The 13,529-nt window shown below is 44.4% G+C and carries 9 protein-coding genes; 4 read left to right on the forward strand and 5 right to left on the reverse strand.

Annotated elements, in window-relative coordinates; all coding sequences use genetic code 11:
* The first annotated feature begins 277 nt into the window (after window positions 1-277).
* The 3 genes from ACVBIL_RS04055 to ACVBIL_RS04065 all read left to right on the forward strand — a co-directional run bounded on the left by ACVBIL_RS04055 (window position 278) and on the right by ACVBIL_RS04065 (window position 3,236).
* Window positions 278-1,630 (forward strand): Na+/H+ antiporter NhaC family protein, encoded by a 1,353-nt coding sequence (locus ACVBIL_RS04055; protein ID WP_447165705.1) that lies wholly within the window; start codon window positions 278-280, stop codon window positions 1,628-1,630.
* Window positions 1,631-1,777: 147 nt separating this feature from the next.
* Window positions 1,778-2,494: a hypothetical protein gene (locus ACVBIL_RS04060; RefSeq protein ID WP_447165706.1), complete on the forward strand. Its 717-nt coding sequence runs from the start codon at window positions 1,778-1,780 to the stop codon at window positions 2,492-2,494.
* A gap of 7 nt (window positions 2,495-2,501) precedes the next feature.
* Window positions 2,502-3,236, forward strand: a complete 735-nt coding sequence (locus ACVBIL_RS04065; RefSeq protein WP_447165707.1) for an RNA pseudouridine synthase — start codon at window positions 2,502-2,504, stop codon at window positions 3,234-3,236.
* A 541-nt stretch (window positions 3,237-3,777) separates the two neighbouring features.
* Here the strand turns inward: ACVBIL_RS04065 and ACVBIL_RS04070 are convergent.
* The 4 genes from ACVBIL_RS04070 to ACVBIL_RS04085 all read right to left on the reverse strand — a co-directional run bounded on the left by ACVBIL_RS04070 (window position 3,778) and on the right by ACVBIL_RS04085 (window position 9,972).
* Entirely contained in the window at window positions 3,778-4,638 is an 861-nt protein-coding gene (locus ACVBIL_RS04070) for a hypothetical protein (protein WP_447165708.1), read from the reverse strand.
* 148 nt (window positions 4,639-4,786) lie between these two features.
* Window positions 4,787-5,668 (reverse strand): restriction endonuclease, encoded by an 882-nt coding sequence (locus tag ACVBIL_RS04075; RefSeq protein WP_447165709.1) that lies wholly within the window; start codon window positions 5,666-5,668, stop codon window positions 4,787-4,789.
* 688 nt (window positions 5,669-6,356) lie between these two features.
* Window positions 6,357-8,513 (reverse strand): S46 family peptidase, encoded by a 2,157-nt coding sequence (locus ACVBIL_RS04080; RefSeq protein WP_447165710.1) that lies wholly within the window; start codon window positions 8,511-8,513, stop codon window positions 6,357-6,359.
* A gap of 259 nt (window positions 8,514-8,772) precedes the next feature.
* A complete protein-coding gene (locus ACVBIL_RS04085; protein WP_447165711.1) occupies window positions 8,773-9,972 on the reverse strand; it encodes an amino acid permease in 1,200 nt (399 codons plus the stop codon).
* 670 nt (window positions 9,973-10,642) lie between these two features.
* Between ACVBIL_RS04085 and ACVBIL_RS04090 the strand changes: the two genes are divergently transcribed.
* A complete protein-coding gene (locus ACVBIL_RS04090) occupies window positions 10,643-11,197 on the forward strand; it encodes a TMEM165/GDT1 family protein (protein WP_447165712.1) in 555 nt (184 codons plus the stop codon).
* A gap of 671 nt (window positions 11,198-11,868) precedes the next feature.
* Here the strand turns inward: ACVBIL_RS04090 and katB are convergent.
* Window positions 11,869-13,335, reverse strand: a complete 1,467-nt coding sequence (gene katB / locus ACVBIL_RS04095) for a catalase KatB (protein ID WP_447165713.1) — start codon at window positions 13,333-13,335, stop codon at window positions 11,869-11,871.
* Window positions 13,336-13,529: the final 194 nt, after the last annotated feature.

The raw sequence follows: 13,529 nt of genomic DNA on the forward strand, positions 1-13,529 counted from the left end.
TACTTTAAGCCGTTATTTTAAGCTAAGCCCAACAACTTAAGCCTCAGCTTAAATAGTAATAGCTAAGCCAACCGAGTTCACAAGTTTCATTAAATATCAGATTAGCAGTAAAAACATCTAGACGTCTAAATTGACAGGCGTGTTACGATCTCATATCCTCTGAACTATTGAGATGTACCATTCTATGATTTAGTTAAACCTAATGATTAGTTTGTTCCAGCTAGGAGGGCAATAGGAACAATGGTTCAAAGACAGATTGAAGATAAGAGAGATAACATTGACGACTTCCAGTAATGCTCCACAAGCCCAAAATACTGCAGCGACCACTGCGCCATCATTTTTAGCCCTTACACCGCTATTTTTGTTTTTAGCCCTATTTATTGGTGCAGGCGTTTATTTTCAAAGCCAAGGCGTAGACTTTGCTTTCTATCAACTACCTAGCGTAGTGGCGATTCTACCCGCCATTATTTTTGCTATTTTGATTTCAAAGCAGAAGCTTAACCAAACGATTGAAACGTTTATCGCAGGCATTGGCCACTCAAATATCATCGCAATGTGTATGATTTATTTGTTAGCGGGTGCTTTTGCCGCTGTAGCTAAAGCCACTGGCGGTGTTGATGCAACGGTCGCCCTTGGCCTGTCTCTTGTGCCATCGAACCTATTACTACCTGGTTTCTTCGTCATTGCTGCATTTATAGCAACGGCCATGGGTACTTCTATGGGCACCATCGCGGCAGTAGCCCCGATTGCACTTGGCGTCGCTAACGAAGCACAAATCGACTTAGCCATTATGGCGGGCGCGGTGATCTCAGGTGCGCTATTTGGTGATAACTTATCTATCATCTCTGATACTACGATTGCAGCCACTCGTACTCAGGGCTGCCATATGAAAGACAAGTTTAAAGAAAACCTAATCTTTGCAATCCCTGCATCTATCATCACTTTGGTACTGTTCACCCTAGTGGGTCAAGGCCAAGCTGAGGTGGCGCCACAAGATATCGATTTCATCAAAGTCATCCCCTACCTAACCATTCTATTCTTAGCGGTGGCGGGTGTTAACGTATTTGTTGTACTGACTATCGGTATTTTACTCGCAGGCGTTACGGGGATAACCACTATGGATTACGGCGTGATCCAGTTTGGTAAAGATATCTATGCAGGCTTCGGTAGCATGCAAGAGATCTTCATCTTGTCTATGTTAGTCGGTGGTTTAGCCGCGCTAATGCAGCAACAAGGTGGCCTTGCTTTTGTTAGTCAACAAATTGAAAAGCTGATCGGTCGCTTCTCTAAAGCTAAAGGCGAAGCATCATGCCGCGCATCAGAGCTTGGTATGGCAGCGATTGTGGCAGCCACTAACACTTGTGTGGCCAACAACACTGTATCAATTGTGGTTACAGGCGATATTGCTAAAGACCTCGCACAGAAGCACGGCGTAACCCCAAAGCGTGCCGCCAGCATTTTGGACATCTTCTCTTGTATCATTCAAGGTCTAATTCCATACGGCGCACAGGCGCTATTAGTGGCCTCAACCTTTAGTCTTTCACCACTTGATGTTGTCACCCACGCTTGGTACTGCATGATCTTAGCCGTGGTCGCAATTGCGATTGTTATCTTGCGCAAACGCCATTAATCAGGCAAGTTATGCTAATAGAGTGTTCAAGGCGAGCGCATTAACACTCAAAAGGAGTACATCAATATGTACTCCTTTTTTGTTATCCAAACATAAAGAAGGTTGTGATAAGCCCCCTTAACACCATTATCAAATACAAAGGCTTGAATGGACGATAAATTGCAACACCAATCGATGCAATATGACCTTCACCGCTTAGTGGTGTTGATGATTTTTAGTGGCGCATTAATTACGGCAATGGGTGTATCTTTATCCGTCTGGTTTGAATATCAAAACATAGGCATTGACGTATTAAACCGCCGCGCCGATTTACTCGGAGACTATACAGAAACCCCTTTTGCCTATATCTATAATTTCTCTCTAATGATTGCGGGTCTGTGTATTTTACTGTCGATGCTAGGTTTATACCTGCTTCGCCTTGGTCACTTTAGTCACTATTTATCGCTTATCGGCTCATGTGTGGGCTTTTGCATTATCTTAATGGGCGTGTTCCCCATCAATTACCTTGAGCTTCACCGACTCGTATCGACCTGTTATCTGATTAGCACTGTGATGATGTTTTTTATCTGCATTAGCGATAAATTTAGTCGTCAATCTGTTTGTAGCTGGCCCGTGTTCTTTTGCAGCGTACTGGGGTTTATTACCGCCTCAGGGCTAGTATTTCAGTTAGACTGGCATACCTTAGACTTCGCTCCTTGCATCAATCACAATATCAAACAACATTACTGCTGGGTGCCTATCAGCATGTGGGTCTTAACCAATATCGTCATGCTTTGGTGCCTTGCATTGGCTTGGAGCATACGTAAAATTGCGATTAATAATTACCGAGAACTGTCACAGCGCTACCTCGCTGGAGACCACTAGGCTTTCCATGAGACTCGCAAAATATCTTGCCTTAACAGGCAGCTGTTCACGCCGCGCCGCCACCCGTTTAATCCGTGATGGTTTAGTACGCATTAACGACCGCCTCGCTAACCATATTGATAGTGTCACTATTATTGAAACGGCAGATGGCCAGCAATGTGTAGAGCGGATTTATGTTAACGGGGAGCTTGTTCGCGCCGTTGAAGCTAAAGCTTATTGGCTATTTAATAAAGCGGTCGGTACTGACAGTCGGCTGTTGTCGCATCTGCCAAACAGTTTATTACATCTACTGCCTGAGTCGCCAAGGCTTTACCCTATCGGCCGCCTCGATAAAGACAGCCGCGGTTTACTGATTTTAACCAACGATGGCGAGCTAACCCATCAACTGATGCACCCAGACTTTGGTCATGCTAAGACTTACCATGTGCAAGTTGACCGTGCTTTTGATGATAGTTTTCTTACCAGTATGGCTGCTGGAGTGAGTTATAAAGATGTCACCACTTTGCCGTGTATCATGCAGCGTTTAGCTACTGATAAGTATGAGATTACCTTGACTCAGGGGCTCAATCGCCAGATACGGCGTATGTCTCAGGCGTTGGGGTTTAAGGTTATCGACCTTAAACGGGTATCGATTCAGAGTTTGCAGCTTGGGGATTTGCCAGAGGGCTCTATGCGACCTTTGAGTTCCGTTGAGCTAACGGAATTGTTAGCTTCTGTTGCTTACCCAGAAAGCAGCGTTTGATTTAGCCTTACCGGCTAGGGGATTAAGTTAGACTGCGTCTAACAACTAAAGTCGTGAGCTTCCAGCTCACACACGGCCAAAAGGGGGACAACAGCTTCCCCCTCTTGCATCACCCGAGCCGCCCCGACGAAGTTGTTGATCCTCAGTTATTTTCGAAAATCGCTATCGCCTCATATTCGCCGTCCATGGCTCACCTAAGGCTACCTCGTCATCCATGACTCGCTCACGCGATTGTTCTTCAATACCTTCGGCAACTCCGATGGGGAATAGGTGTTTTCTGTAAGTTAATAATGGACTGGAAGCTTGGATAATGGCTGAGACTAAAACATTTCTAACGCACTTTTGGACAGAAATCATTTAGTGCAAAGGGTCTAAAGCTAGGTCGTAGAATTAGGAAATATATGGCAATCAAATAAAGTTTACACTGACCCCACATATCTAAATTAGCATTCGATGAATTATTTCAGGTATGGAAAAGTGGCTTAACGGCATGTCCAATATTGATGGTGCGGATAATAAACGACTTGTATGGTTTATGTGCTCAGTAGCTAAATACTGTTCCATGTTCAACGAAACTAGGTTGCCTGTCAGCCCACCCTAATGCTGAATACAATTCGATTACACCTTTTGAGGCTGTAGCTTTAATATAGGAATCACCACCACTATATAACCAACCATCATCAGGATTCGTATGTACCCCTGTAAAAACAAATGCACCATAATCTGACACTTTGATTACATCACTTAGTCGCTCCACTAATTTTTCAACTTTAAATTCAGATCCTGATATTGCAGCTGAGTGCATGACGTTAGTAAAATCTACAACCAATATTGTTTTGCTGTTTGCGTATTTTTTCTTAGATTTAGTTCGTATTGCATTGGCGACCTTGTTATACATATCACCGTCACGAAGTTGGGTAAAATGACAACTAGTGCTCTCAATGAAAGCTGTTTCACCACTAGTTTTCATGCTGAATTCAAAGTCAGGACTCTCTGTGTTTTTGTACGTTAATCTCTTTTTCACAAAGGTCGCTGAAAGGCTAACTTCAAAGCGTAAACCAACAAACTGACTTAGCCTTGTACACTTTCTCAAGAGCTTTCTGTGCTGCATAAAGTGTGATTCGGATTTTTCCTTGATCTTTCTAAGGTCATTAACAAAGCCAAACAGACGCTTTAACTCAATATCACGGTTATAGTAATTACCTTGAATATGTAGGTTTATAATTTCTACAATAACCTTACCTAGTGGGTGCTTTTTATTTGCTTTCCCATCTTTAACCAATGAAATATCAAGCATCGATTCGATGCTTGATATCATCGAACTCAAGCGAGTTTCATATTCATCTTTGCTAATAGGCTCAACCTGAGATTCTAGTCTCGTAAATGATAAATTTGCGTCCATATTACCTCTAAGACCTAACGCTTTGCTAAGATGCTGATAACTTCCATAACACTCAAGGAAAGCCACGTAATCACTGAAACTGACCGAACCAAAAATGCCAAAGGTTAGTCGTTATTCTTAAGCAATTTGTAGGCTTACACAACCAGCGCTAAAAAAGCTCTCTAATACGAACAAAAGGCTTACCAGTCTCTGCTGCGCGACGTACCTTTTTAGATAATACTTCTTGCAACGAAAGCCTTTCTTGCAACATATTGCAAAGATCTAGACCGTCCATGCAAACTAAACTTTTCCCTTTGCCAAAAGCTAATAACCCCTCTTCAGAGAAGCCACAATCACTAATGAAAAGTCCCCTTGCCCATGAAGCTTTGTCTTCAACCTTTGCATTAAAGGAACGTAGAACTGCGGCATCAACAGGTTTACTGGTCCACTTAGCTTCTAAAAGATAGGTTTCGCCTGACATTTCAAAACTGCCATCAATCTGTTCCCCAATCAACCGAAATGAAGATCGACCATCCAAACCATTAGCATCAAATAGTTCCTTTAAGAATTTTTCGAATGCATAGCCTCTAGCTTGCGGCTCCAAGCTGGTAACAGTAATTAGCTTGTTTAAAAATTCATCTGCTACGTGACTAGATATGTTTGAAAAGCTTGTTTTCGTTGCTTTATGATGAACACTTTCAGGAGCCTTTCCACTTAGCTTTTCAATCAGCAGGTAGAACTCAGACTTTGCCAGCTCCATAGTCTCTTCTTGACCAGAACGACGACGTATAGCCTCACGGTAATCCCATAATGCGAGCAATACTTTTACAACCTCATTAGTATTTGCCTGACGTAGATAACAACGTAACCTTTTGGCTTTACTACCGCCATCTACGGCATAGTTAGGATTGTCGATATTAATGCCTAGCTCTTCAATAAAGAATTCTGAGAATGTTCGATTCGAAAAATCAAGGACATACCCAGCCCCCATCTCGAATATTTCATCAAGTAACTTAATATCAACTGACTTTAGCTTTTTCTGTACTTCCATACTGATGCCTCTGGTGAAAATTTGATTATATCGATGTAAGCCAAACGCTTATTAGACGGTTAAAAGCCGCTTTCATCTTCCTATAATGCATTCTTTCGCTTAATTCTTCAATTTTAAATCAACAGCTTAGCACTAGAGTTGAGAAGTTAGATTGCTCTGTGAGAGAGAGTTTCTGGATGTGCTGAATTCAGATAACTTTTAGTATGGCAATCGGACATTAACAAGGTGTGAATGAGTAAAAGCACTAACTGGAAATGGGGCAAAAATGAGTTACGAAACTCACAGGAAACACCGACTTCCCCATCGGAGTTGCCGAAGTACGTTGAAGAAATAGTCGTAATGCCCACACGGACGTGGGCATAGCTTTCGCGGGGCAGGATGCCCCATCGGAAGCGTTAGACTATTTCGAATAAGTACGAGGCCCGTATCTAATGCATGTAACTTCGTCGGGGCGGCAGGGGTGATCCAAGAGGGGATTGCTGTTGATCCCCTCTTGGCCGTGTGTGAGCTGGAAGCTCACGACTTTAGTTGTTAGACGCAGTCTAACTTTAAGCTCAAGCACAGCTTGGTATCGTTCAGACGAGTTTGAGCATGAAACTCAACCCAAACCACAAGATCAAAAAAGCCGAAACACCTTAATGTTTCGGCTTTTGCATCCAAAAGACCTATCTAACCTTGGTCTATAAGGTTAATTAACAATTTCCATCTCTTCTAACAGGTTATCTGCATTATCCAGATACTTCATCACCCAAAGCATATAACGGCTATCCACCTGGATAGAACGGTTAGTCTGTGGATCGTAACCCCAATCACCGATAATACTCTCGTATACACCGTCAAACAGTAGACCCACTAGCTCAGCACGGCCGTTTAAGGTTGGTGAACCTGAGTTACCACCTGTGGTATCAAGCGTCGATAGGAAGTTAACTGGTACAGAGTCTAGTGATTTTACGTAGTAATCACCGTACTGCTTGTTAGCGATAAGCTCTAGCTGCTTAGCTGGTGCGTTAAATGGCTCTACACCTGTGTCTTTGGCCAAGATACCTTCAAGGCGAGTAAACGGCACCGCTTTAAGCCCATCTTCTGGTGAGTAACCTTTCACATGACCAACAGTAACACGTAGGCTTGAGTTGGCATCAGCGTAAACTGGCAACCCTTGCTCGCGGTTATAAGCAATGATGGCGTCCATATACATAGGGCGCACCTTCATTAGCTCACCTGCTAACTGCTTCTTGTCATTTTCACGCTGCATGCGCTCATCGAAAGTCGCTACCGCGTACTGAATAAACGGGTCATTTGATTGCTTGAAATCAGCAACTGATTTCTCCATCCAAGCAAGGCGCGTTGCTTTGTCTGAAAGCTGGGTATCAGCGTACATCTTATCCAGCGTTTTATTTAGCTCGGCCGCGTTAAAGTTGTTAGTAATACCAAACGCTTTATCAAATGCTGGTAGGCGCTGATCTTGTGGCAGCGCTGCGTAACGGGTTATGAGATCCGCTAGCATGGCTTTATCAACACTGGCTGCATAGCGGCGCTCAATGCGCTCCATGCCAGAGGTAAAACGGGTCATATCGCGGTCTTGGAAACCTGGCTCACGTTGCATATCTGGCAATGCTTTTTCGTTCGCTAGACGATACAAACGGTTAGCTGTACTCAGCATGGTGCTGTAACCCATGTAGCTCAGCAGTAAATCACGTTCTTGGCCTTGTTGGCTCTTAGCGATTAACTTATCAAGCTCAGCCAGTACTTTGCCGTATTGCTGCTCACGCTTCTTGTCCGCTTTAATCCAGTTAGCTAACTCTTGCTCTAAGCCTTTACGGTCGTCAAGCATGGGCGATTTGCCGTAGAACTCGATCATCGAGGTAAAGTTTTTAGCATAATTTGCTAGGCCTGCAATTGAGCTTTCATACTTAATGCGCTCATCACTGCCTTCTGGCGCAGTTTCTTTGATGATTTCAATTAAGCGTTCACGTAAGACTTTACCTTCTGGATATGCCCACTCAAATTGATTTTCAACTTCGTTGGCGGTGCGGTAACGGTTGGTACGGCCTGGGTAGCCCGCGACCATCACAAAATCACCTTCGCTCACGCCTTTAGCCGACACTTTCAAGAAGCTCTTTGGCTCGTATGGCACGTTGTCTTTGCTGAAATCTGCAGGCTTGCCGTCTTTAGAGACATACGCGCGGTAGAATGAGTAATCACCGGTGTGACGTGGCCACATCCAGTTATCAACGTCGCCGCCGTACTTACCAACGCTAGCGGCCGGGTTATACACTAAGCGCACATCGCGAATTTCTAGCTGCTTAACGAGGTAATACTCAAGGCCGCCGTGAAAGCTATAAACTTTACAGCGGTAGCCGTCTTCTTTTTCACACTCGGCGACTAAGCCTTTTTCTTTTTGCTCAATGCCTTTGTAAAATGCATTACCGGTTTCGCCCTCAAGGCCTTTTTTCACCTTGTCGGTCACGTTAGTAACACTTTCGGTCACGAAAATGCGTGAGCCCGGTGTTGCCGCTAGCTCTTCGCCAAACGACTTAGCTAAAAAGCCGTCACGTAACAGGTTATTTTCGGGCGTTGAATTGTACTGGATTGAGCCGTAAGCACAGTGGTGGTTAGTCACCACTAGGCCTTTTGGTGATACAAATGATGCCGTACAGCCACCTAGGCTGATCACGGCATTCATAGGAAATTCGGTCAATTTTGAAATCGAGTTAACGTCGATTTCTAATCCCTTCGCTTTCAATTCATCTGCCATGGCGGGAAGTTGATGAGGCTGCCACATACCTTCGTCAGCTACGGCACCAAAAGAGGTGGCGATAGCTACTGTCAAAAGCCATTTTTTCATTTTATAAGTCCATTTTTATATTATTTTTAAAAGCATTTATTATGAGTATTTTTAAGATTTTTTGTTGATTGCTTGTGCTTCGATAGTCAATTTTGTTGGGCCCGAAAAACAAAAAAGCCGAGCCATTATTTTCATAATCGAGCTCGACTTTATCATAAGATGCTATGTTGATAACAGATTCAGAATTAATCTCTTACAAAGCTGTTACCTAATCTAATTGATATACTTATCTGTCTATAAGTAGATTTATCTTGGCAAATTATAGCGCCACCCATAGCTGGGCTAGAATAATGGTTGCACCTGCAACCCCAGCTAAAGCAAGTGCCGTGTTACCGCCACACACCTGATAACCGCCTAGGTTCTGCTTACGCTGACGCAGTGCCATCGCAATCGGTAGGAAGATAATCATCACCACTAACGGAATCGCTGCGTAACCAAGCACCTTGTAGAAACCATCTGGATAATAAAGTGCACACAAGAGCGGTGGCACAAAGGTCAATAACCAGGTTTGTGCACGGCCAGCTAAGTTCTCTTTGGCACGGGTCAGCTCGGCAATATAGTCAAACAAACTCATGGTTACGCCAAGGAATGAGGTCACCAATGCGAGGTTAGCGAATAGGTCGATGAACTGCTGCAAAATTGATGATTCCGCCACACCTTGCAGTGCGCTAACCAACATAGGTAGTGAGCCGCTAAATTCATACACGGTTTTGCCACCTAAGGTGCCAAGCGTCACTAGCAACCACAGGATATAACACACCAATGGAATGGTTGAGCCGATAATCAATACCTTACGCAATGACATCGCGTCACCATCTAAGTAGCGCACAATCGTGGCAATACACACATGGAAACCAAATGAGGTGAATACAATTGGAATAGCCGCTAGCCACAGGTTGGTTAAGTCGCCACTACTGACCATACCTTCAGTCGAGTTGCGCATCAGTAGGCTCATATCGACTTCAGGTAGCAAGTAAGCGACCACAATCACAAGTAATGCGATCATGGAGGTAAACAGCACCCGTGAAACTTTATCAATCCAGCGCACACCAACCGCAATCAAACCACCGAAAATAGCGGTAAAAATCAATACAGCAAGCTGGTTGTCCATCTTCATACCAACCAAGTCCATCTTAGACTCAAGCAGCGATGAGCCGCCCATCAGATACACCATGGTTAAGGCGAATAATAAACTTAAGAATGACGCCCCCTGAAAAATCTGCCCCACTCGACCTAATGTTTTGCCGGTAATAGAGTGCATATTAAGACCCACACCCGTGCGCAGGTTAATTTCAAGCATCAATAGAGAGGTATAGATTGATACGCCCCAGATGGCGATGAGTAAAAGCAGTGCGGGAATGGTACCTAATGAAGCGGTTGCCAATGGCAAGGCTAACATACCGCCGCCAATTGCCGTTCCTGCGACAATGGCAACTGAGCCAAGTATTTTTGAGTTCACAAAATTGTCCTGTTAAATTTTATAATTTATTTTGGTAGGTCAGATTTAGAACGACTTTGAGGGAGAGGATTTTGCAAGTTAACAATAACATTAACAGCCCCCAATCGAATCTGGTCATCATCGACCTTGCGATTCCAATTGGCCCCAACGGCTAGTTAAATAATACGTGTATTCACCTTATCAACATAGCCACTGAGGCTGGATAAATCGTGGAAAATACAGTGTGAATTGCTTCATTACGGCTCTACTCTAAAATTGACTGAGTTGACATTACCAGCTGCGTCCCTTGCTAGCAAGCCATCTAAGCCACTAAAAACCAACTTGGCACGAGTTATTAACTTGCACACAAAACTTAAGCAACACTAGGCTGACCCGCTGCTAATTTTCACAGAAATATAGGCTATTTCCACACCAACGGCGTTGAAAAATACAACGCAATCGCTATAATGCCGCCTCCGCTTCAGGGGAGTAGCTATCAGCAGAATGACTCACAATGATTTAAGTCTTCTACTGAGTATGTATCAACATAATTGGCCAGATGCCATGGTACATACAGCAGCTCAATGTGCACTAGCCGTTGAGTTTGCCCAGCAAGACCTGAGCACCGCACCTCTTAATTTGGGGAAGAGTTGCTGTGCTTAGAATTGCTATCCCCATATAGGAATACCTCTTGGAAGCACTGCTCGCATCAACATTCACTGTTGCTATTGCTGAAATCGGCGATAAGACGCAACTGCTCGCGCTAATTTTAGCCGCACGCTTTAAAAACAAAACCGCCATTATCTTGGGTATTTTTCTATCGACGTTGGTCAATCATTTTGCTGCGGCGTGGCTTGGTCAATGGGCCATATCCTGGATAAGCCCTGAAGTGGGGCGCTATCTTGTTGCCGCATCCTTTTTTGCTATCGCTCTTTGGGTGCTCATTCCTGATAAAGTGGATGCTGAAGAGAGCCGTTTTTATTCTATGGGGCCTTTCCTCGCCACCTTTGTGCTGTTTTTTATTGCCGAGATGGGCGACAAGACGCAAATAGCGACGGTTGTGCTGGCAGCTAAATATGATGCCTTGGCCATGGTTGTCATGGGCACTACTTTGGGCATGCTAATCGCCAATGTGCCGGTTGTCATCGCTGGGCACTTCAGCGCCGAGAAATTACCGATGAGCTGGATCCACCGCGGCTGCGCCGTCTTGTTTGCGTTACTTGGTGTCGTGACCTTAGTATTTTAGGAAGTTAAAGATAAGACGGTTCTAGGTTCTAGGCTCTAGGCTCTAGGTTCAAGGCTCAAGGAAAAGCTATAGCAAATCATCATTTTAGGTCGGCATTTATGCCGTCAAATTTATTGGCTTGATTAAGGCTATATACTGATGGGCTAAAGCCCAACCTACATCAAAGATATTTGATGTTTGATGTTTGATGTTAGCAAAACAGAGCTGACTGAGGAATAACCAATTGTAGGTCGGCATTTATGCCGTCAAATTTATTGGCATGATTAAGGCTATAAACTGATGGGCTAAAGCCCAACCTACATCAAAGATGTTTGATGTTTGATGTTAGCAAAACAGAGCTGACTGAGGAAAAACCAATTGTAGGTCGGCATTTATGCCGTCAAATTTATTGGCATGATTAAGGCTATATAAACTGATGGGCTAAAGCCCAACCTACGTTGAGAAACGCTATGCCATCTTTTGATGGTATAGCAGGGCGAAGTCCGCTCTCGCCGCAAAGCGACCTAGCAACGAGCTTGCGAGTGCTCTAGGCTTTTTAGCTTCTATCAAAACAAAAAAGGCAAAACAGTATCTGCTGTCTTGCCTTTAACTTTATGCTTGTTCAGTCCTTAGGATCTTTCTTAGCTTTTCCTAGAACCTAGGGCCTGCTTTTTCCTAGAACCTTTTCAACTTTACCCTACTTTCAACGCCGCTTTGACTCGCTGACCATAATCGCTATCGGCAGCGCTAAAGTGCTCGACCATCTTAGCTTGCGTTGCTTCATTCACTACACTCAAGCTGCCGACAATATTAGCAATCAATCGTGCTTTCTCATCTTCAGCCAGTATGCGGTACAAATCACCGGCTTGGCTAAAATCATCTTGATCATAGCGGCTGTAGCGGTCTGCTTCGCCGTCTAAACGCAGTGGTGGCTCGGCAAACTGTGCTTGGTCTTGCAGACCGTTATTGCTATTTGGACCATAGTTGCTGCTTGCATCACCACCCGTTTGGCTACCAGAGAAGGGGCATTGTGTTCCGGCCATTGCGCCAGCGCGTTGGTGATGATTTGCCGTCGTTGCATGTGGGCAGTTAACTGGTAGCTGATTATAGTTAGCGCCTATGCGGTAACGCTGAGCATCTGCATACGCAAACAAGCGGGCTTGTAGCATCTTATCTGGAGAGGCGCCCACACCTGGGACTAAGTTGCTTGGTGCTAGCGCCACTTGCTCAACTTCGGCAAAGTAGTTTTGCGGCATACGGTTAAGTTCAAGCTCACCAATTTCAATCAGTGGATAATCGGTATGCGACCATACTTTAGTCAAATCGAACGGGTTGATCTTGTAAGTATTCGCCTCAGCTTCTGGCATGATCTGCACATTTACCGCCCACTTAGGGAAGTTACCATCATTAATTGCAGCAAGCATATCGCGCTGTGATGAATCAGGGTCGATACCTTTAAGGATATCCGCCTGCTCCGCCGTTAAGTTAGCAATACCCTGCTTAGTCTTAAAGTGGAATTTAACCCAGAAACGCTCACCCGCTGCATTCCAAAAAGAGAATGTATGCGAACCATAGCCGTGCATTTGACGGTAGTTAGCTGGAATTCCACGGTCTGACATTAAGATTGTCACCTGATGCATAGCTTCAGGGTTTAGCGCCCAGAAGTCCCACATCGCATGGGGATCTTTAAGGTTTGTTTGTGGATTACGCTTTTGAGTATGGATAAAATCTGGGAACTTAATACCATCACGCAAGAAGAACGTTGGCGTGTTATTGCCCACGATATCGTGATTACCGCGCTCGGTGTAGAAACGTAAACCAAATCCGCGTGGATCACGTTCTGCATCAGCAGAGCCCATCTCACCACCTACCGTTGAAAAACGTACAAAGGTTTCAGTCTGCTTGCCCACACCATTGAAGTGGTCTGCTAGAGTAAATTCACTCATGTCTCGAGTCAGCGTGAATGTACCATAAACCCCAGTCCCTTTTGCATGCACGATGCGCTCTGGAATTCGCTCACGGTTGAAGTGTGCAAGCTTCTCAATTAGATGCCAATCTTGAAGTAGCAGCGGACCACGCTCTCCTGCTGATAGTGAGTTTTGGTCATCACTAATAGGTGCGCCGTTTTGTGCAGTAAGAACTCGATTTTGCTGACTCATAAAATATTCCTTAATCTTGGCTGGACTCGAGCCAAGTTTCAATTAAATCAAATAGTGTGGCCATGGTTTATCCCCAATGTGCAATGTGCGATACGCTATGGCGATATGGCGATATGGCATGGATAATGGAATGGACCCATCCACTTTTAATCGGCCTCACAATGGGCCACGATGTAGTTGCTTAAACTCATCAG

The sequence above is a fragment of the Shewanella sp. 125m-7 genome (genome assembly GCF_052977045.1).

Excerpts from the sequence above, each read along its gene's own strand:
- ACVBIL_RS04060 (WP_447165706.1), top strand. The coding sequence starts at position 1,778 with ATGGACGATAAATTGCAACACCAATCGATGCAATATGACCTTCACCGC.
- katB (WP_447165713.1), bottom strand. The coding sequence starts at position 13,335 with ATGAGTCAGCAAAATCGAGTTCTTACTGCACAAAACGGCGCACCTATT.
- ACVBIL_RS04065 (WP_447165707.1), top strand. The coding sequence starts at position 2,502 with ATGAGACTCGCAAAATATCTTGCCTTAACAGGCAGCTGTTCACGCCGC.
- ACVBIL_RS04080 (WP_447165710.1), bottom strand. The coding sequence starts at position 8,513 with ATGAAAAAATGGCTTTTGACAGTAGCTATCGCCACCTCTTTTGGTGCC.
- ACVBIL_RS04075 (WP_447165709.1), bottom strand. The coding sequence starts at position 5,668 with ATGGAAGTACAGAAAAAGCTAAAGTCAGTTGATATTAAGTTACTTGAT.
- ACVBIL_RS04070 (WP_447165708.1), bottom strand. The coding sequence starts at position 4,638 with ATGGACGCAAATTTATCATTTACGAGACTAGAATCTCAGGTTGAGCCT.